The sequence below is a fragment of the Cognatiyoonia koreensis genome (assembly GCF_900109295.1).
Classification (GTDB): Bacteria; Pseudomonadota; Alphaproteobacteria; order Rhodobacterales; family Rhodobacteraceae; genus Cognatiyoonia; species Cognatiyoonia koreensis.
In genome coordinates this window covers 183,451-205,039 of the sequence record NZ_FOIZ01000001.1, presented here as the reverse complement: position 1 = coordinate 205,039, position 21,589 = coordinate 183,451, and the positions used below count along the sequence as shown (strand labels likewise).

Genomic DNA, 21,589 nt, shown 5'->3' with positions numbered 1-21,589 from the left:
GCTTATGAACAAGCAAACATCATTCGAGGGCCTCGAAGTCGGCTACGACGTGCCTGCCCTGCCCGGCATGGACGCGAAAGATATTCAAACGCCATCCCTTGTGCTGGACCTTGATGCGCTGGAGCGCAACATCAAGAAAATGGGCGACTTCGCGAAATCCCACGGCATGCGCCACCGGGTCCACGGCAAGATGCACAAGTCCGTCGATGTCGCTCTGCTGCAGGAAAAGCTGGGCGGGTCGTGCGGTGTCTGTTGCCAGAAGGTGTCAGAAGCCGAAGTTTTCGCGCGCGGCGGCATCAAGGACGTGCTCGTCTCGAACCAGGTCCGCCAGCCTGAAAAGATTGACCGACTGGCCCGTATCCCGAAACTGGGCGCGCGCGCGATCTGTTGTGTGGATGATATTGCAAACGTTGCAGACCTGTCAGAAGCGGCTGTCCGCCATGGCACACAGATCGAATGTCTGGTGGAAATAGACGTCGGTGCCGGGCGCTGCGGCGTGCAATATGGCCAACCTGTCGTCAAACTAGCCAAGGCGATTGATGCCGCAGACGGTCTGAAATTTGCAGGCATCCAAGCTTATCAAGGCGCGATGCAACACCTTGATTCGTATGAAGAACGCCAGGCCAAAACCCAGATCGCAATAGGTCAGGTGAAAGAAAGCGTTGACCTGTTGAAGGCGGCCGGACTTGAGTGTGACATCGTCGGCGGTGGGGGCACAGGGTCTTACTATTTTGAAAGCGCATCAGGTGTTTTCAACGAACTACAATGCGGATCATATGCCTTCATGGATGCAGACTATGGCCGCATCCTCGACAAGGATGGGAACCGCATTGATCAGGGTGAATGGGAAAACGCACTGTTCATCCTCACCTCTGTCATGAGCCATGCCAAGGCGGACAAGGCCATCGTTGATGCGGGACTGAAAGCACAATCCGTCGACAGCGGCTTGCCCACGATCTATGGCCGCGATGACGTGACCTATGTGAAGTGTTCTGACGAGCATGGCGTTGTGTCTGATCCGAAGGGCGCGTTGAAGGTCAACGACAAGCTGCATCTGGTTCCTGGCCACTGCGACCCGACCTGCAACGTCCATGACTGGTATGTCGGCGTACGCAACGGGAAGGTTGAAACGCTGTGGCCCGTATCTGCACGTGGCAAAGCTTACTGAGTGCGGACCCTCCGGGGAAAGTTTGATTGGACAAAGAAAAACAATGGGGCGGTCTTGATGACCGGCCCGTCTCATGAGGATGACAGATGATTATTGTGCCAGAGAAAGAAATCGCGGGCCTGATGACGCGCGAGGCTGCTTTCGATGCAGTTGAAGCGGTTTTTGCCGCCATGTCCAAGGGTTCGGCCTATAACTTTCCGGTCATCCGCGAGGCCATCGGACATGCTGATGCGCTATATGGATTCAAGTCGGGCTTTGACCGCGAAAGTCTGGCGCTTGGGCTGAAATCAGGTGGGTTCTGGCCGGGAAATGACGCCAAGGGGCTGACGAACCATCAATCCACGATCTTCTTGTTTGACGCCGACACCGGCCAGTGCCGCGCGCTTGTCGGTGGCAACCTGCTGACGGCCTTGCGCACGGCGGCCGCGTCATCAGTGTCGATCAAGCACTTGGCTCGCGCGGATGCGAAGGTTCTGGGGATGATCGGTGCTGGCCATCAATCAACATTCCAGATGCGTGCAGCGCTGGAGCAACGAGATTTCGAGAAGGTCATCGGCTGGAACTACCACCCCGACATGCTGTCGCGCCTCTCCGATCTGGCGGACGAGCTTGGCATTCCTTTCGAGGCTGTCGATCTGGAACGTATGGGCCAGGAAGCAGATGTCATCATCTCGATCACCTCTGCCTTTGCGCCATCATTGATGGATGCGCACATCAGCCACGGCACGCATATCGCCTGCATGGGAACGGACACAAAGGGCAAGCAAGAGGTTGAAACTGCGCTTTTGGGGCGGGCAAAAGTCTTTACTGATGAAATCGCGCAGTCTGTCAGTATCGGCGAGGCGCAGCATGCGATTGCGGCCGGGTTGCTAACGGCGGACCAGATTACGGAAATCGGTTCTGTCATCAACGGAGATTCGCCCGGACGCACAAGCGCAGACGATATCACCCTGTTTGACGGTACAGGCGTTGGCCTGCAGGATCTTGCGGTTGCATCAACCGTCGTCGATCTTGCCGTGGCGCAGGGTGTCGCGATCGAGATTGAATTCTAGAACTTGGCAATCACGTTTACAAAGGCCCCCTGATCGTCCTGTGTCAGGTCCGTCAGGTCGTCCGAGAAGCTGCCGAAGTTGTAGCCGACGCCAACCTTTACGTTGTTGTTGATGTGTTTGTAGACCGCGCCAAGGAAACTGGTTTCGGAGGTTTCGGCCTGCACGAGGTTCAGCTGTCGTACCTCTAGCAAGGCGTCCCAATCATGTACAAGATGATAGCGCGCATTCGCGACCGCCAGCCAGGCGTCATTCTGCGCGAAATCACTGTCGGAATCGATAGCTGTTTCCGCGCTGCGATAGCCAAGCTTGCCACCGATCGTCCATTGCGGGTTCAGGTCGTAAGACGCATCGACGCTGACGACTTGCGAACGCTGGCGCGGGCCGTCCTCTTCCGCGTCCCGCAGGCCTTGTGTATCGGACAGGAAACGGTAGCGCGCGAGGATGTTCAGCCGGTCATCTTCGATGGGGCGATAGGCATAGCCCAGCACGACATCAGCGTAGTCGCCTTCGATCAGATTGCTTTGTTCGGTTTTCGTGCGGGCAATGTCAGCCGAGAAAACAAGGCGTTGGACTTCGTCGAACTTGTAGGCGGCATTGGCCGAGACTAGCAGCGTATCCGCCGTAACGTCATTGCCCGCGTTCAACCCGTCTTCGGTGCGGTATTCGACGCGACCCGACGCATCAAGCTGCGCATCACTGTAGATCATGCCAAGTGACAGTGCACGGCGATCCAGATCATACTGGTCGCCATCGTCCACCCGCCCGATTTCAAGCGCACCCGTGAAGCTGAGTGTATCGGTCGGCGTGTATGTCAGCCCGTAGGCGCTGATCAGTGAGTCGTGGACACCAAAAAGGTCATAGGTATTTTCACCAAAGACATCGATCGTGCTGCTGATCCGTTGCGATCCGCCAGCAACAAAGCGCCCGCGATCGCGCCCCGACAGATTTATTCCGTCAAGTTCGCGATCAGGATCAACCTCGTAACTAACATAACGAGTATTCCCGTTGCCATCCGCGTAGGCCGCAGTGACACGCCCGCCGATGCCGAGCGAGCCGTCCGAGACTTCGCCGCCGACCTGCCAGCCATTGCCGAACGCATAAGACCCGCCCACGCCGAAGCGGTCATTTGCTGGCAGCGTGTCACGGTCAAGCGTTGTCTGCCCGAAGACGTAAGCGGCAATGGCGTCGTCCGGCGTGTAGGTCAGCCGCGCTGCAAGGTCTGTCCGGCTTCCCGGACGGGTACCGCCGGTGTTATCCTGCGTTTCCAACCCGATGGCATAATTCAGTTGCGCTGTCGCCTGATAGCTTGCCGCGACTGTGCCCGTTGTATCGGTTTCGCCTGCATCGTTTTCGTATGCGTCATACCCCACGCCCAGTGTCCACTGATCGCTCACCTTTACGTCTGCGGCGAGTCCCCAGAACAGCTCGTCGCCCGTTGCGGCTGTCACCTGAGTATCAAGCGAGGCGAACCCCTCGCTGCGCCGTTCGAAATAGGCCCCGATGGCCCCGTCGGCAGCCACGCCCAGATCGGACAGGTTCAACTTGCCTTCCAGCTTGAACGCTTCGCCACTGCTGCCCGTCGCCGTGATGGTATCGACGATCAGACCGCCATCTGCTGAAAACGTGCTGTCAAAACCCGTGCCTTCGCTTTCGGCGTAGTCGAGCCGCAGGAAACTGTCATCCGAGATCTGATACATCACGTCCAAACCGACCACCTGATGATCGGTATCGCCGGTTTCGTCCAGCATGCCACTGACGCCTACCCGGATGTTATCTGTCAGCCAGCCCTCGGCACGCGCGCCATAGGCAAAACCGTCAACATCGCTCGCGCTCGGCGTATGTTCATAGGCCGCCACCAGCACCACGTCATGCTTGCTCGCACTGCCGATATCAAAAAGGCCTTCACTTGCCGAGGCCTGCAGCGGTTGCGAGAGGGTCACAATACCTTGGATATAATTGATCTGGTAATCCTGCCCGGCTACCAGTTGCCGCGTTTGAGTAACTCGCCCCGTGTCAGGGTCACGCAACTGGATGCTGATCGTTTCAGAGGCCTGCGCGATGTCTTGTTTTTCTAGAAAGAAAACCGATCCGCCAGTGCCAAGAAACACATCCCGATGCGGGCTGCGTTCGGGTTGCGCTGCATAGAATGCAAACCGCCCCATCGCATCGCCCCGCGACGTCGCCGCGCGGGTTTCGACACCTGCCGAAAGCCCGTAGAGGCTGCGTTCATTCCGCACGAAGGCATTGTCGGACAGGTCGCCCTTGAAGTTGCCCCATTGCACGAAATTCCGGTCCTTTTCGATCCGAAGAAAGATGCGGCCCTCTGTTGGTGTCAGATCTTCGCTTGTGCTGTCATCGCCGTAGGTTGGGTAAAGATCATCCGGGTCCACCCGCAAGAGCAGCTGTCTTGGATCGCGCTTATCGAGGTCACGGAAGATGTCCTCCAGATCGCCTTCACCCGTGTCGAGCGACCCGATGATCCGCACGCCCTCTGCTGTTTTGCCATTTACAAAGCCCGCGAACCGCCCGGTTGTATAAGTCTCGCGCCCGTCAAAGCTATCGCCTTCGCGAATCCCATAGGTCAGGTCTGCTGTCGCCACATAGAACCATTCGGCGCGTGGGATCGTGATGTCCCGCGTCAGGTCGACGTTCTGACCGCCACCCTGCACCCTTACGTCCACGCCGTAATCTCCTGCAGACAGGATGCGCTGGATGATAAATCCGCCGTCGCGGTCGGTCGAGATGCGTTCACCCAATGCCGTGACTGTCGCCCCCGGTGCCACATCGCTGCCGCGGACCGTTACGGCACCGCCGGTCACATCAATATTGCGCACTACGGCGCTATCGGCACCGTCTTCGACGCCGTCGATACGTCTGCGCGCGTCATCAACTGTCAGCCGCAAAGGCGCTGTCTCATCGAAACGACCATCAGTGCCGTAAACCCGGTGCACGACGATCAGATCGTTCCCTTCAGGCAGCGGGATCGACAGCTGTCCATTCGGCGACATGTCGTAGACGCCGATTGTGCGCGGCCCGCCTGTTGCGGCGCGGTCGATAATGCGCATTTCTGCCCGGCTGACGAAGGCCGGATAGTTCGTTGCGGATTGCAGGGTCAGTTGCTCGCCCGCGCGGCGCGGAGCGTCACCGACGATTTCTACGTCAAGCCGCGGATCCGCACCAAGGCCGTCGAAGGTGACCTGCACATCGGCGTTGGCAAGCTGCACATCCGTACGCCGCACCACATCCTGCACGGCCCGATCACCAAGGATGGCATCTCCATTGACCGAGATGACGAAACCCTCGGGGGAAAAGGTCGGGGTCGGTGCCTCGGTATTGGCACCGACCGGAATTGTCGTAACATCCTGTGCAAGGGCGACAGGTGCCCAAAAGCTGATCGCGGTTGCACCCAGTAGGCGGGAGAGGGTTCCTGTTTTCATTATCACCTTCTCCCCTTACTGCAGTTGCCGGATGGTGCGTTCGATCAGCAGACGATACTGCCCTTCTTGTGCCCACCGTTCGCGTATCAGGTCTTCGACGGCATCAAGACGCGCGCGCGCGACATCGCGACCTTCGCCGTTCATGTAGTAGTTGAGCCGCAGAACCGACGGCACATTGCGCAATTGCCCCACAAGCTGGTCGACGCCAGCCGTCAGCCCCGCTGTTGGTGCGATAGTGCCGGACTGGAACGCGGCTGCCATCAGGTCGATATCGACGACATTCGCGATAGACGCACCAAAGTTCAGCTTGGCCACCGTGCCCGCCGTCAGCCGTACGACACGCGGGTTTTCTGTGGTGACGCGATAACCGGTCGGAAGCGACCGTTCATCCAATTTCAGCGTAAAGTTCGATCCGATAGCCGCAGGCAATGCCGCGCAAGGCACGCTGAACCGGCCGTATTCATCTGTCGTGATGATCGTCCCGTCCACTGTTGCCAGACGCACATTTGCCAAACCAGGTTCATAATCCGGTGCAGTGACGATCGGAGCTGCGCCCTTACCGCCATCATAGGTCTGATCGGTGATCAGGCTGCGGTCGGGTTCCTGAACACCGTCCTGATAGCCATTCATGTTGCGGTCATCAAAGACCTTGCCGATCACATCGCCGCAATCGAATACAGGTTCAGGTCGGCGCGTGATCGTTGCCGTCGCAATATTCGAAACGATGTTTCCGTCAGCGTCGAGCACATAGGCCCGGTTCGTGATCTCACCCAATTCACCGACGACGCGGGCTTGCAGCGTGATCGTCACCAATTCAAGCGGCGCAAGTGTCACATTGGACCAACGTAGGCTGCGACCCGTCAAGGTCGGTACAGGTGTATCCGCACCATTGAACAGCGCCGTTCCCGGTGTGTAGACGATGCCCGCAGGAAGATCGTCGACGATGGTCAGGTTCGACTCCGCTGTTGTCAGCAGGTTTTCGAAGGTCAGCGTATAGGTCACAGTGCTACCGATCAGCGCATCATCCGGCGTGACGGACTTGGTTGCGAAGATGTCGGGTTCTGCGCTGGCTTCGACCTCTGCATTCGCGGTGACCGGAACGATGATCCGGTCGGACAGCACAGCGATTGTATTGGCCTGCGCCGGGAACCCGTCTGCCACATCATAAACGACAGTGATCTGGATCGTACCGGTGGTTTCTGGAGCCAGTTCAACATCTGCCGTAACGAGATTGGTGTCGGTCGTTCCGTTAAAGCCTGCGTTCGCCCCACCTGCCCCGGCAAAACCGTCAACGACCGGCACCGTCGTCGAGATCAGCGTGGCAGGGGCGACGAAGGCCGCCAAATCATCCGTAATAACAAGATCGCGCTGCGTGACGTTACCGGTGTTGCTGACTGTCATGTCAAAAGTCACTTCGAAACGATTACCGGACAGCCGGACCGGTATGCTTGCTTCTTTCGTGGCCTCCATGGACGAAACCGGATCGATGACAAGGACGGTCGGATCGTCCGTTGTGTTGCCGTCCGTGTCGTCGCCATTGTCGGACACATCTGTCAACGGCAAACCACCAGGTGTCACAACATCCGCCGTTGCGATATTCTGAACCCCACCACTGTCGATATCCGCCTGCGTCAGCGTGTAAAGCACGGTGTAGACATTCGCAGCACCGGTCGCAATTTCCGTTTCGCTGTCGCCGCTGGCAAGCGATACACTGTCCGGCGTCAGCGCGTCGCCGTCAAAATTGGTGAGCGTATCCGTCAGGACCAGATCGGTCAGGGTCACATTGCCATTGTTGCTGACTGTGATCGTAAAGGACACAACGTCGCCCACAAACAGCGGCGCGTCTGGGTCATCACGTGTGTCAACGGTTTTGACCACCTCGAAATCCGGATCGGGTGCGATGACCAGAACGGTATCATCATCGGTCGTATTGCCGTCACCGTCATCGCCATTGTCCGAAATATCACTGACCGGACGGCCTGTCGGCGGATTGGCTGTCGCTGTCGCGCTGTTGGTCAGTCCACCGGCGTCGACATCATCCTGTGTAAGCGTATAGGCGACGTTGTAGATCCATGTTTCACCGGGTGCGAAGGTGGCAGGAGCCGTCGCAGGATCGACAAGCCCCGCAGCACCAACATCGGCTGACAGGTCCGTGCCGTCGTTGCGACGCAACGTGTCAGCAATCACCACATCGCGCAGGGTGACATCGCCACTGTTCGTGACCGCGATGGCAAAAACGACTTCGTCACCGGCATCGGATCCCCCAGTCAGCACGGTTTTCACCACATCAAGCGCTGGCCCGGGTACGATGATGAATTCTGTCGGGTCGCTTTCACTGTCGCCATCACCATCATTTCCGTCGTCAGACACATCGGAGACAGGCGTGTCGAAGGGATCGGTCGCGGTGATTGTCACAAAGTTGTCAAAGCCACCACCGTCGATATCAACCTGCGTGATCTGGCGTCGCCCCGTGTAAGTCCAGACTTCGGTAACATCGAGAAGACCGTCATCGTCCGTATCGCCAGCCAAGTAGCTGAACGGATCATCCAGCGAAATCTCTGTCTCTTCCGGATCGCGCCGCGTCATGACGTCGGTGATCGCATCGGGCGGAACAGTCAGGCTGACATCGCCCGTGTTGCGCACCGTAAGCGTGTAATCGACGAAGGCGCCAAGAACGATAGAGCTACTGGATACGGTTTTTGTCGCCTCAATCCCCGGCATGGCAGGTTCGGACGGTGTCGTGATCTCGTCAGAGGCATCGACCTCTGTGCCGCGCGGATCTGTCGCTGCGGCAAAAGCTGTATTCGTGATCTCGCCGCGATCCTTGTCGTCCTGTGTGATGGCGACAGTCAGGGTACAGAAATCATCTGACGCCAACGGGGTCAATCTTGGGATCACGCATGTATAGTCTGGATCGGCATCCGGATCGGTGATCGTGACGTCGAACAAGGTCACGTTCCCTTCGTTCACCGCTTCGAAAACATATGTGATGCTGCTGCCGACAGGGCCGAACGGATCAGGCGTCGCCGTTTTGTTCAGCGCCAGCGCTGGCGTTGCATCGGGTCCGTCAACCGTCAGTTCGGTCTCACTTTCGACGGCATCGCCGCGCGGATCGACACCGCTGACCGAGGCCGTGTTCAGCACAAATCCGTCGTCGATGTCGTCCTGCGTGACCTGATAGGTGTCAGAGCACATTTCGACGGCACCCGGTGCCATATCGCCAATATCGCACGACAGGCCGGGCAAGAGCGGGTCGGTCGCGACGACATCGGTCAGCGTCTGGTTACCGTCATTGGCAATCGTGAGCGTATAGGTCAGCACCTGATCCACCGCCGTGAGCGGCAGGGTCGCCACAGACTTGGAAATATCAAGCGACGGATCAGCAGCTGCGAGGGTTGTTTCCGTCACCGGTTCTGACACGACGGGGCGTAGGTCAGCGCCGTAGATCGTTTCGGCGAATGCCTCGTTTACAACTTCGCCCGCATCCAGGTCGTTCTGCGTGATTTCGTATGTCGCCTCGCAGGTGACAGTCTCTCCCGCGCGTAAGTCAGGGTCATCATCCGAGGATTCAAAGCAAAGGATCGGGTCGTCAATGAGCGTATCCTGCAAGTTCACGTCTGCAACAAAGGCAACCGCGCCCGTGTTGGTCACGCTAAACGTATAGGTGAGGACGTCACCGACTTCATCGAATGTCAGGTCGGGCGCATCGCTGTCATCAGGATTGGTAACGGCTGTAAGTTCCTTGACAGTTTCAAGCGCCGGTTCACCGTCGGCAGGGACGGTTTCGGATACAAGCGGTGACTCGGTCTCTCCTGACGTGGCCGATGCGATGTTCGTCACCGATGTCAGGAATACATCGTCTGTCGTGACTGTATAGATGCCTTCACAGACCAGCGCATCATCCGGTGCCAGCCCACCTGCTGGCAAGGCCGGACAGGTCACATCGTCGATCAGGTTGTCGCTGACGGTGACCGCATCGGTCAACGTCACATTGCCTGTGTTCGTGACAGTGAATTCGTAAGTGACGATCGCGTCAGTGACAAACCGTTCAGAAGCAATATCAGTAAAGACATCGCCCTCGACTTCGATGGATACGGCTTCCTTGACTGTTTCAAGGGCAGGCAGTTGCAGGGCGGGAACGGTCTCTTCCGCTTCGGGGCTTGACACATTGCCATCGGTCGCCCTTGCGGTGTTCAGCACCTCGCCTGCGTCGAGATCATCTTGCGTCACTGCATAGGTGCCTTCGCATGTGATGCTGTCATCAGGCGCAATCGGTCCCGCGTCGCAAGTGATGATGCCGCCTGCATCCGTGATCAGCGGATCATCAATCGTGATCGGATCGGTGATTGTCACATTCCCGCTGTTCGTCACGGTAAAGGTATAGGTCAGCGCGTCGCCCACCGCATCGAACGTCGGCCCGCCCGCTGTCAGTTCCTTGCGCAAAGCCAGTGACGGGTCAGAAGGAATAGCAAGGATTGTCGGGTCGTTGGTCGTGTTGCCATCACCATCGTCGCCATCATCGGTCACATCACGCACAGGGCTGCCGACCGGCGGTTCGCCCGAGACGACAGCCCGGTTCGAAAGGCCGCCTGCGTCGACATCATCCTGCGTCAGCACATAGGAGGCGCGATAGATCGCCGTCTCATCGACTTGCAGCGTGCCAGCACCTGACCCGTCGGTGGACCGGAAGAATGTCGGCCCCGAAGACAGTGTGAGCGACGTGCCGTCGGCGCGTTCAAGCGTATCCGACGCGACCAGCACATCCGTCAGCGTCACGTTGCCCGTGTTGGTGATGGCGATTTCGAAACGGACGACCCCATCCACCGCAGTTGTGGTCGACGTGATGGTTTTCACGCCATTGATGCCGGGCATGGGCGGGATCGTCAGTTGCGTTGGCGACGACCCTGTCCCGGTACCGTTATCGGACACATCGGTGACCGTCGCGTCAAACGGGTCTGTCCCGAACGCGCGGGCCGAGTTGCTAAGCCCGCCCGCATCAATGTCGTCTTGCGTCAGCGTGTGCGTAACAAGGAAGGTCCATATCTCGCCCACGTCCAGCACGTCCGCGACGCCCACATCACCGCTGTCATAGATCGCAACAGGGGCCGGTGAGACGATGGACGCGTCGTTGCGTGTCAGCGTGTCGACAATCCGGACATCATCAAGTGAGACATTGCCCGTGTTCTCTACCGTGACTGTAAACACGACGTCCTCGCCGGGCTCCAGGACAGCGGGTGGCGTGACTGTCTTGATCGCCTCGATTGACGGATCGGGCGCATCCACGGTGACGGCTTCTTCTGCCGTTTCGGGTGGCAGCGGTGTCATCCCCGTCGGCAGATCGACGGACACGGTCGCAACGTTCGTCAGATCGTTGCCCGCGTCGATATCGGCCTGCGTGACAGTATAGGTCGATGTGCGGGTCACCGTTTCACCCGGTGCGATCGTGCCGATTGCCGCTCCGCCGATGATGGAGAGGTTCGTCGTACCCGCCGAACTTTCGTGCGCATCACTCAGCGTGACATTGAACAGGCGCACGTTGCCGGTATTTTCAACTCTGTAAGTATAGGTGATGACGTCACCTTCCATCACGTCGGTGTCGTCGCTGGCCAGTTTGGTCACAGTGAAGTCGCCGTCGCGCACGCCGTTTGTCGTGACGCTGTCCGTTGCCGTCAGCGTGTCACCCGGATCAAGCGGATTTTCAACGGCGACGCTTGCAACATTGGTAACGAACCCTGCATCGACATCGTCTTGGGTCACCGTGTAAGTGCCGCTGCAAGTGATGAAACCGGATGGGGGCAAACCGCCCGATGGCAATGCCTCGCAGGTCACGTCGTCGATCTTGTCATCGTCGATTTCAGGCACATCGGTGATCGTGATGTTCCCGGTATTCGCGACGGTAAATTCATAAGCGATCTGGTCGCCGTCTTCGTCAAACGACGCAGTCAGCGCCGATTTGAGCAACGCAACCGATGGTTCACGATCAGGGCCACCGCGCGAAATGGCATCGCTGTCTTCCACGATCTCGGCACCCGGTGCAGCAGATGTGGATCGAGCGGTTGCTTCGTTGTCGATCACGCCGCGATCAACGTCTTCCTGTGTTACCTCATAGACGAACTGACAGCTATCGTCGGACTCGCCCGGGGCCAGCGGCCCGATCAGACATTCTTCGCCCGGAAACAGAATGTCGGTCACCGTTGTCGCGGACAGGGTAACGTTGCCGTCGTTGGTGACCGTAACCGTATAGGTCAGCATCTCGCCAACTGCGGCAAAGGAATCGCCGGGTTCGCCAACGTTCACTTCTTTCAGCACATCGACAGAAGGATCATCTTCCGCAAGGGTCTGGGCGACATCATCGCTGCCCGAAACCGGTGTGCCATGTGGGGTGGTGCCTGACGCGGTCGCTGTGTTCACCAGTTCCTGCGCATCGATATCGGCCTGCGTGACGATGTATTCGCCCGTGCAGACGGCGACCTCTTCGGGCGCAAGACGCAGGATCGCCGGGTCTGTGATCCCGCCGGCTTCACAAGACAGGATGTCAATCAGCGGATCGGTCACCAGAATGCCCGAAACTGTCACGTTGCCATCGTTCGTGACGGTAATTTCATAGGTGATCACGTCATCAACTTCGGCCTCGGTGATGCTGGACGTGATAGACTTTTCGACAGTCAACGCGGGCTCAGATTCACCAAACACCGTAACCATCACCGGCGCAGAAATCACCGAAAGCACACCCGGGTAATCCGTCTGTCCAAACGCATTATTCGTGACAAAACCTGTGCTGACGCCTGCCTGCACTGCATCAAGGTCTTCTTGCGTGATGCTATAGGTGCCGGTTTCGGAACAGGTGATCGTTTCGCCCGGCGCAATGTCGGGATCGTCATCGCTCGTGCGGAAGCAGACAACCGGGTCCGCAAGTTTGTCGTCGATGATGTCGATCGGCCGCGCCAATGCGGGTGGCGGCGATGGTGGTATTCCGACTGGATCACCACGGCTCGTGTTCGTGACGGTATAGGTATAGGTGATGGTCTGATCGACAGCGTTAAATGTCGAAAGGTCCGCAACTTTCGTGATGCTGATGGCCGGATCGGCGGCAGCAGGGATCGTTGCCGAAGCGGGATCACTTTCGATCACGTCGCCGTCTTGGGTTGTGCCAGACCCGATGGCAAGGTTCGTCACGCTGCCCAAGAGCACATCGTCAACAGTCACGGTATAGCTACCGGTGCATTCCAGCGATTCTCCGGGAAGCAGATCACCAAGTTCGCAGGTGACAACGGGGATCAGGTTATCCGCGACCTCGATTGGTCCAAAAATCGTTTCATTGCCGGTGTTCTGAACCAGATAGGTGAAATCCGCCGTCGCGCCCGTCTGGAAGATCGGCAGCGATCCAAGGTCCAGCGTTTTCGTTACGGTCAATTCCGGCGTCTGTATCGCGTTCGCTGTGGCCGTTGCCGTTTCTGGGGTCGCAATCGTACCGCCATTGAACACGGTCGATGCATCCGCCGCATTCGTAAAGCTGCCGTCGTCGATGTTTCCTTGTGCAGGACTCCACGTTGTTTCGCACGAAATTGTATCGCCCGGTGCGACGGGATCTGATTCACAGACAAAATTCGCACCAATCTGCGGATCGTCGATCACAATATCGTCTGTCGTCGTGACGTTACCAGTATTTGTCACCAGAAATTCAAAGGTAATGACGTCGCTTGTCGCGCCATAGATCGTTGGCGTGCCGGGCTTGATCCGCTTTTCAATTGCGAGGGCGGGAAGTTGCGTCGCATTGACCGTGGCAGTGCCGGGCACAGCGGTCGTGATTTCTGCCAGTCCGTCTTCGAAATCGGGATCGGCGTCATTGGGAACAATCGGCTGATTGATGCTTGCGGTCGCGGTGTTCGTAACAAAGCCCCGGTCAAGGTCCTCCTGCGTGACGGCATAGGTCGCCGTGCAGGTCAGGGTCGCAAGCGGTGCCAGCCCGCCAGATGGTAGCGGCGGACAGGTCGCGGGCGTCGTGTCATCATCGACCGTGATGTCCGAGGTCAGCGTGATATTGCCTTCGTTACGCACCGCATAGCTGTAGGTCAGCACATCGCCGACAGCTGAAAATGGTGGCGATGTCGTGGACTTCACAATTGAAAGGGCCGGAATCTGGTCTGGGCCGATGAGCGACAGTGTATCGCTTGCCTGAACGGTAGTACCCTGATCTGTTGTGCCCGTGACCGTAACCTCGTTCAGGATCGTACCGGCATCCACGTCTGCCTGCTGGATTGTGTAGGCGGTCTCGAAGTTCGGGCCACCGTCGCAGGCGATTGCATTGGCACCGGGCAAAAGATCGACGACAGGACAGGACAGCCCGATCATCGGATCGTCGATAACAAGGTCGCGCACGGTGACATTGCTATCGTTGAAAATCTGAAAGCTGAAACTCTCGGTGCTGAGTGCATCCTCGAACGCGCTGTCGCCATCCGTTTCGGTTTTTTCAACGCGCAGGGCGATGATTTCATCCGGACCGTCGGACGTCGCTGTCGCTGTATCGGGGATCGGCCCGCCGAACGGCGGTGACGCCGTAATGTCGGCGGTGTTCGTGACCTCACCGCGATCAATGTCGGCCTGACGGACATTGTAGGTAAACGAACATGTCTCGGTCTCGCCCGGTTCCAGGTCGGCGGGTGCGCAGCTGAAAGTCGTCGGGGCGATCTGAGGTGACGTGTCGCTGATCGCGATTGAATCAAGCGTGACGTTGCCCGTATTTGTGACCGATAGCGTATAGGTCAGAACATCGCCCACGGCAGCGAAATCTCCGCTGACCGATTTCGCAAAGGTGTACGAAGGGTCCGCCGCCGGACCAGTAGCGGTTTCCGCATCAGTGACACTGGGCGCGCCCGTCGCTGTCGCAGTCGCGCTGTTTGTAAAACTTCCCGCGTCGATATCTGACTGCGTGATCTCATATGTCACAGAACAGGTCGTGGCATCCGTTTCGCCGGGCGCGAGCGATGGAACAAGGCAACTGTAACCCAGCTGCGTGTCGTTCACAGTCAAATCGGTCAAGGTAATGTTGCCGGTATTCTCGAACGCGAATGAATAGGAAATCTCATCACCGACAGCCGCAAAGGTATCCGTCGATGCGACCTTGTCGAAAGTAAACAACGGGTTGGCAGCACCGGGTGCAAGCGTCAGTGTCGCATTGTCGGTCGCTGTTGCTGTCGCTCCCGTTGGTGAGGTGCCAAGGGCTGTCGCGATGTTCAGAACCGATCCGCTGTCCAGATCGTCTTGTGTGACGATATAGGTTCCCGAGCAGGTTTGCGGGCTGCCCTGAGCGACGTTCGTCAACGTACAGTCCAGCGTGGGGATCATCGGGTCCGTCACCACGACTTCTGCCAGCGTCTGGATCGTGTCGTTCGTCACGCGGAATGTGAATGTGATCTCCTCATCCACCGCCGCGTATGTGGCAGGTGTCGGCGCGATCTTTTCAAGCGTAAAGGCAGGCGTGATATCCGCAAAGATCGTCGCGGTCGCATCGGGTGATTCAACCGGCGATCCACCGGCAACAAACGAAACCGTTGCGGTGTTCGTCACAAATCCAGCGTCGATATCAGCCTGCGTCACACCCGTGCGGAAGCCGGTGCATTCATAGCTGGATGGGGTACCGACCCCTTGCACGAACAGGTTTTCAGGCTGCTGCGCCGCACAATTATCGCTGGTCAAAAGTGGATCGTTCAGTGTGATCGGCTGCGTTGTACTGTTGATCACCGTCGTGCCGGTGTTTGTGATCGTAAAACGGTAATAAAGCGTTTCGGTCAACGCATCGAAGGACACCATCGGGTCTTCGACAAATGCTGAATCGGTCGCAATTTTTGCAAGTCCGATCGCCGGGGCACCCCCTTGCGGCACGCTTTCACTGTCCGTGGGTGACGTAACCGTCCCGGCCGTGACCGACGCGATATTGGTCACAAAACCCGCAGCCTGATCAGTATCCGTGATCGTGTAGATGGCGGTGCAGGTCAGCGTCTCGGTCGGGTCAAGCGGTCCGGGCGGGCAGCTGATCGGATCGACGAACTTGTTGTCGTTAACCTCGAACGGGCCATCGATAGTCGTGTTGCCGTCGTTCGTCACAAGATAGGAATAGGTGATCTCTTCGCCTTCGAAGAATTCCGCTGGCGTAATCGGACTGGCGGACTTGTCGATTGACAGGGATGGCGATTGGTCGACGGGGACGACAAGGGTATCCGTCGCATCATCCACAGTGCTGCCGGCAGCGGTGGTGGATGTTGCAGTGGCTACGTTGGTGACTTCACCAGCGTTGATGTCGTCTTGGGTGACGATATAGGTTCCGGACGTGCACGTGATCTGACCGGTAGCCGGAATTGTCGTACTGGGGCACGTCACACTGACCTTGTCATCGCTCAGGTCAACATTTGCGAGCGCGACATTACCCTCGTTGCGCAGGATGTATTCATAGACCAGTTCATCGTCTGCTGCGGTTATCGGGTTTGGACCGGACAGCAGCGATTTCTCGATCGAAAGCAGCGGCTGAACATCGGCGTCAACGGTCGCGTCCGCACTGCCTTCCGCAGTCACGCCATTGACCGAGATTTCCACGTCGACGGTATTGAGAACGGATTCCGCATCCAGATCTGGCTGGTCGACGATGTAGCTTGCGCTACAGGTGACGCTGCCACCGGGGGCAACGACGACGTTCGGGCAGGTTTCATCCGTTGTCAGGTCGTCATCGATCTGGACCGGTGTGCGCCACGTGACATTGCCCGTATTGGTGACGACAATGTTGTAATTGATGACATCGCCCACAGCGGCGTACGACGTCTGCTGCGCAATCTTTTCAACAGTCAGATCAGGGGCAGATGCCGGACCGGTGACGGTGGCAGAAGCCGTTGCATTCTGCACCACCCCATCCGGATCGCGCGCCGTTGCCGCTGCGTTGTTGACTAATGGCGTGCCTGCGGCGGCGGCGTCGATATCATCTTGCGTGATGCGATAGGTGCCCGTGCAGGACTCACTGTTATCTGTATTCTCGCTCGACAACGGGGCGATCGTGGCAAAACTACAGGACAGACCGGACAACATCGGATCCGTAATCGCGACATTGCTCAGCGTGACATCGCCCGAGTTGAAAGCGGTAAGCGTATAGGTGATGACCTCGCCGACTGTACTGAAGGTTTCAGGCGATGCCTCTTTCGTCAGCGTCAATCCGGGGTCCGTGCCAGGACCACTCAGCGTAACCTCTGCCTCCAGGCGACCCAGCTGACCGAATTCAGACGTGCCGGTCGCGATTGCGACATTGGTCAGTTCCTGCGCGTCGAAATCCTCCTGTGTTACCGTATAGGTGCCGAAACACTCTGCCTCGCGCGCGGAGCCGGTCCCGGCTTCGGTGCGTCGAAGGAATGTGGGTGAACAGGTAACAGGGCCGATCTTGTCATCATCAACTGTCACATTGCTGATGTTGGTCGACCCGATATTGCGCACGATATAGCGATAGTCGATCTCCTCACCAACGCTCAGAAACTGCGTCGGATCGCCACCACTTGCACCCAGACGCGTCTTTTCCAGCTCGTAGCCGGGCGCGATGGTGCGCAAGGATTCCTGCCCAAGCGAATTGCCACGGCGGAAATCCCAGTAATTGTCGTTTGGGGTATCATCACGCACTTGCGTGGTCGTCCGTCCGCTCGTCAAGATGTTGTTCAACAGGGCCGGATTGGTGGATGAAAACCATCCAGTATTGAACGTATTGTTGCCAAAGCCGTTCGCCGTACCGAAACTTGTGGTGCCGCTGTCATTCGTAATTTCTGTCTGGCGATCAGACCAGCTACCGACGTTGAAGCCGTTCATGACCAGCTGGATGCGACGATAGTCAAAGCCACCGACCTGCGTATCACCGTCATAAGCCGAAAAGCGGACGTCCATTCTGGCGATCTGCCCACCGAAGTAAGCCGCGCAATCACGAAAGCCACAGTCCAGCGCGATAGGGTCGTTGATCGTAAAGGGATTGCCCCGAAAACGGGATGGCTGGCCGCGGTTCTGGAATCCGACGAATGCACCGTCGGGATTGGAAAACTGATAGTAGATATTGCCGTTAGCACCCGTCAGAATGATAACCACACCGCCAGCTTCAGGGTACTCCGACGGGAGCTGGATACCTGATCCGGGAACAGTTGTGGTAAACGGCGTTGCGTGCGCCGGACCGAGCATTCCGAATAAAGCAACAACTGCAACCGCGATAATCGAACGAAGTCCGCACGACCTTTTAAAACGTCTTCGCATTGTTCCCCCTTGCCTGACGTCTTTCGCGTCAGATCAAGCCGCGTCGCGCAAGCCCGTGAAATGATTTCACAATCCCTGCATATGGTCTTGCTGCTGATACGAGATGCGCCGTACAGCGGTCGTCTGATACCGCCATGTGTAGCAAATTGGATTGAAATCACAACATGTGGTTGTGGTTTCCACTGCTTGCGTGACGGGGAAAAATTGCAAATGTGTCACCGCGGACGCGCAGACAGTGGATCAGGCGTAGTGGCGCAAGATTGCTGTTTCGCTTTTGCTCAGTACGCGGCGGGCATATCCGCCATAGGCATCAACGTTCCTGCGAACGTCCGGGATGCGATCAAAAAGCCGATCTTTTTCATCAGCCTGCATCGTCGCGAGCGCAGCACTTGCCGGATGAAAGCTCTCGGTCGCAACGCCATTGGCAAAAACGATCTCGTGCTGTGGCAAGAGCATGTGAATATAGGTCACAGCCTTGACGGCGTGGTCGCGGATAACGGTATGATCGTTCACCAGATCGCGCGCTGGTACCAGCACCTCGTCCGCACTGAACAAGGCGCGCGCACGTGGCCCCCTAAGCACCATCCGGTGATCGGGAGAGACAAGCAGCCCCGCATCGGGCACATCTTTTTCAAGCGCACCGGCGCGCAACCGCACCGGAACAAGTGCTGGCATCGCCATCAGCCTTGCGCCGGTGACATGACGCTGGCCAAGCCACAGGATTTCAGAAACACCATTGTCCTTTGTCTGGATCTTGTCCCCTTCGCGCAACGACGCAACGTCGCGGGGGCCCTGATCGGTCAGGATCATCGTGCCCGGCGTAAAGCAGATGACACCGCCCGGACGTTGTTGTGCCTCGGACCGCAGGCGTGCGCCGATATTGTCGCGCACGACCCATAGTTCGCGCGCCCGCGGTGGAATTTCCCCTTGGAACATCAAAAGCGGCTTGCGCCCTGCCCCGCAACTCACAACGGCGACCGTCCACGTGTCGAAACCGTCCGTCACAACGAAATTCTTATCAAAAAGCGGATCCTGCAAAACGACGCGGTCCAGCCGCGACGTGTCCGTCTGCATTGACAGCAGCAAACGGCGCACCGTCAGCGCGGCGCGTTTGCGTAGGTCTGCCTCACCCTCGGACATGCCCAGCGGCAATACACCGCTTGGCCCATCGACGCGCACAGCTTCACCGGTCCATGACCATGAACGGCCAGGACCCAGATCGGCAACCGGCGGGGATTGCTGCCCGTCCAGTTCCGTTTGCGTCCAGGAGATGACGAACGTGCCTCGAAAGCCCGTTTTCATGCCTGATACTCTGCCTCATTCGTTCCGCGTCATTGACGCGCGGATTTGTGCCAGCACCGTATCAAGCTGGATTCGCATCAATCAAGATGCGCCCGCTTCAACCGTTAACTTTTTGTTTAGAAGTTGAAGTTCAGTTTCAGTGATCCAAGCACTTGCCCTTCGGGCTGGCCTTCGAATTCTTCGGACAGATATGTCATCCCGTAGAAGAACGAGATATCCTCTGACACCTGATAATGCACACCAGCCCTAGCCCGTGTGCGCGTTTCAGACGCAACATAACCGCTGTCGGCAGGCAAATATGCGCTATCGCCCACGGCGGCAATATCGGCACCAACCATGATGGACGGCCCAAATCCCGCGCTTGTCGTCCCCCGATAGAGTTGCCCAGTTACAACATCCCGCAGCATCAGATCTTCTTGCCCGACGGCCCCGATGATGACGTCGCCCCCCACTCGCACGATATCCTCAACGCCGACCTGTGCTTCTGCGAACGGGCGCAAGGTCACATCATCGCCAAGTAGTATCAGGTGCGACAGCGCAGCTGTTCCGCTTATGAAAACCTCATCGTCAAGCTGGTTGCGACGCGAGGGGAGCGGGAGGCTGAACGCCTCGTGGAAAGTTTCCTGAAAACGGTCGAGTCCTGTTTGTGGCCCAATCGCAGTGACATCCGCACCAAGGCTTGCCAGCGAACCACCAAATCCGAAATGCGTATGCGCGCCCAGGGAAAGCGCGCCGACATAGGGGCGCATGCCTTCATTGTTGCCACCGGTTTGCGGCGCAATGATTTCGCCTCTGAACCGGTATTCGATAATATCGCCGAACGGGCGCGGTTGACCATCATAAGGGGCAGGACTCCGCAGGTGACTAAGGACGTAACTGCCGGTGCGCCAACGATCGCGCTGATCGCCGAAATAGTCGTTGGTAAACAGACGCCCTGTACCGATTGCTTCGCGCTGTTCGGCTGCGGCTTCAGATGCAAGGACAGACAGAAATATGATGGCCGCGGTCAGCAAACTTCGCATGGTCAATCCTTCGACTGCGCCCCCAGCCAGACATTGATAGAAGAGAATCAGGTTTCCTGAATAGACCCGGAAATTAGTTCGATTTCCGTGATGTCAGACTGGCAACACCTGAAACCCGACCAACAAGTCGGCGAGTTTTAAGCATCAGCCAGAATGGTTTATTATGTCTTAACAGCTTCTATGTTTGCGCACATTTTGAAGCGCCGCATCCTAGATATCGATCCTGCCGGTCGGACCCTTATCAAGCCGCACGATATGGTCCGCGATATCTTGCGGGAACGCCTTGCGCACAAGTGGATCATGCCCCGGAATGATCAGGTCGGGGTGGCTGGCAAGTCTGTCGAGTGTGGCAAAACCATCCAGCATGTTCTGCAGGTCCACCACGATGGGAAAGGGTTTGCGCAAGCGCTGGTTCTCGTAGAAATGCGCCGCGTCCGAAGCCAGGACCAGCCAGCCTGCATCCGTGCGCACGCGCACCGCCTGCAATCCGCGCGAATGGCCTCCGATGCAGTGCACCGTGACACCATCCGCGACTTCGGCGTCACCGTCATGAAAGACGACCTTGCCCGCATAAAGCCGCTTGACCGCTTCACAGACATGATCTGCCGTGAATGGCATGCGCAACGTGTCATGGCACATGCACGGACCCGTGGCATAGGCCATTTCGGCGGCTTGCATATGCAGCGTCGCATTCGGAAACAGGTGCAGACCGCCAGCGTGGTCATAATGCAGATGGGTAACAATCAGGGTCGTGATATCATCGGGCGCAATCCCAAGCGGACGCAGCGCCTCCGCCGGTTCCATACGTATGGGCCGTGCGCGCGTTTCGGCTTCTGCTGCGTCATAACCGGTATCGACAAGAATGGTCTCGCTACCCTTGCGCAGGACCCACATGAAATAATCCATGGCGTGGGGCTGGTCGTGGTTATCATCGAAAATGAAACTGTCTGCGCGGGTCCGTCCATTCCGGTCCGCATACTTGACGGCATGTACCTCCCACACGCTCATCTTGCGACTCCGCGATAGGTCAGCACGTCCTTTGACTCGATCATTTTGGCGGTCGCCCCGTCGAACGATCGAAAGTGGCTGCTATCAAGATGGAATTGAAAGGCATCAGCATCATTGTAAAGTTCGTATAGAAAAACCTCATCAGGGCGATCAGGGTCGGTCAGTACGTCAAAGCAGTGGCAATCCGGTTCGCTGGCCAAAGACGTCGCAGCATTGGCGCGCATGATTGGCATGAATTCGTCCAGATGTTCTGGTTTGATCCTGAACGTGACACAAACTGCAAACACTTGATCCGCCTCCCCCGATCCTGTCTGTCGTGAGTATGGCGGTTCA

The 21,589-nt window shown here is 57.7% G+C and carries 8 protein-coding genes; 2 read left to right on the top strand and 6 right to left on the bottom strand.

Annotated features, from left to right (window positions below; translation table 11 throughout):
- Positions 1 to 4 precede the first annotated feature (4 nt).
- Positions 5 to 1,168 (top strand): 3-hydroxy-D-aspartate aldolase BhcC, encoded by a 1,164-nt coding sequence (gene bhcC / locus BMY44_RS00960; protein ID WP_089989169.1) that lies wholly within the window; start codon positions 5 to 7, stop codon positions 1,166 to 1,168.
- A gap of 86 nt (positions 1,169 to 1,254) precedes the next feature.
- The gene (bhcD, locus tag BMY44_RS00955; protein ID WP_089989167.1) at positions 1,255 to 2,220 is read left to right on the top strand and encodes an iminosuccinate reductase BhcD; all 966 of its coding nucleotides are present in this window, start codon (positions 1,255 to 1,257) and stop codon (positions 2,218 to 2,220) included.
- Here bhcD and BMY44_RS00950 read toward each other — a convergent pair.
- The 6 genes from BMY44_RS00950 to BMY44_RS00925 all read right to left on the bottom strand — a co-directional run bounded on the left by BMY44_RS00950 (position 2,217) and on the right by BMY44_RS00925 (position 21,543).
- On the bottom strand, positions 2,217 to 5,657 hold the full coding sequence (locus BMY44_RS00950) for an RHS repeat domain-containing protein (RefSeq protein ID WP_089989165.1): 3,441 nt from the start codon (positions 5,655 to 5,657) through the stop codon (positions 2,217 to 2,219). The genes bhcD and BMY44_RS00950 overlap by 4 nt on opposite strands.
- A 15-nt stretch (positions 5,658 to 5,672) precedes the next feature.
- Entirely contained in the window at positions 5,673 to 17,924 is a 12,252-nt protein-coding gene (locus tag BMY44_RS00945) for a DUF7507 domain-containing protein (RefSeq protein ID WP_089989162.1), read from the bottom strand.
- Between the two features lie 240 nt (positions 17,925 to 18,164).
- Positions 18,165 to 19,226 (bottom strand): Hint domain-containing protein, encoded by a 1,062-nt coding sequence (locus BMY44_RS00940; protein ID WP_089989159.1) that lies wholly within the window; start codon positions 19,224 to 19,226, stop codon positions 18,165 to 18,167.
- A gap of 116 nt (positions 19,227 to 19,342) precedes the next feature.
- Positions 19,343 to 20,248, bottom strand: a complete 906-nt coding sequence (locus tag BMY44_RS00935; protein WP_089989156.1) for a lipid A-modifier LpxR family protein — start codon at positions 20,246 to 20,248, stop codon at positions 19,343 to 19,345.
- Positions 20,249 to 20,458: 210 nt separating this feature from the next.
- Positions 20,459 to 21,256 (bottom strand): N-acyl homoserine lactonase family protein, encoded by a 798-nt coding sequence (locus BMY44_RS00930; protein WP_089989153.1) that lies wholly within the window; start codon positions 21,254 to 21,256, stop codon positions 20,459 to 20,461.
- The gene (locus BMY44_RS00925) at positions 21,253 to 21,543 is read right to left on the bottom strand and encodes a putative quinol monooxygenase (protein ID WP_089989149.1); all 291 of its coding nucleotides are present in this window, start codon (positions 21,541 to 21,543) and stop codon (positions 21,253 to 21,255) included. The genes BMY44_RS00930 and BMY44_RS00925 overlap by 4 nt, the downstream gene beginning before the upstream one ends.
- Between the last annotated feature and the right edge of the window lie 46 nt (positions 21,544 to 21,589).

Bases quoted from the DNA above. Each gene is read 5' to 3' on its own strand.
- BMY44_RS00940 (WP_089989159.1), bottom strand. From the start codon at position 19,226: ATGAAAACGGGCTTTCGAGGCACGTTCGTCATCTCCTGGACGCAAACG.
- BMY44_RS00950 (WP_089989165.1), bottom strand. From the start codon at position 5,657: ATGAAAACAGGAACCCTCTCCCGCCTACTGGGTGCAACCGCGATCAGC.
- bhcD (WP_089989167.1), top strand. From the start codon at position 1,255: ATGATTATTGTGCCAGAGAAAGAAATCGCGGGCCTGATGACGCGCGAG.
- BMY44_RS00945 (WP_089989162.1), bottom strand. From the start codon at position 17,924: ATGCGAAGACGTTTTAAAAGGTCGTGCGGACTTCGTTCGATTATCGCG.
- BMY44_RS00930 (WP_089989153.1), bottom strand. From the start codon at position 21,256: ATGAGCGTGTGGGAGGTACATGCCGTCAAGTATGCGGACCGGAATGGA.
- bhcC (WP_089989169.1), top strand. From the start codon at position 5: ATGAACAAGCAAACATCATTCGAGGGCCTCGAAGTCGGCTACGACGTG.
- BMY44_RS00935 (WP_089989156.1), bottom strand. From the start codon at position 20,248: ATGCGAAGTTTGCTGACCGCGGCCATCATATTTCTGTCTGTCCTTGCA.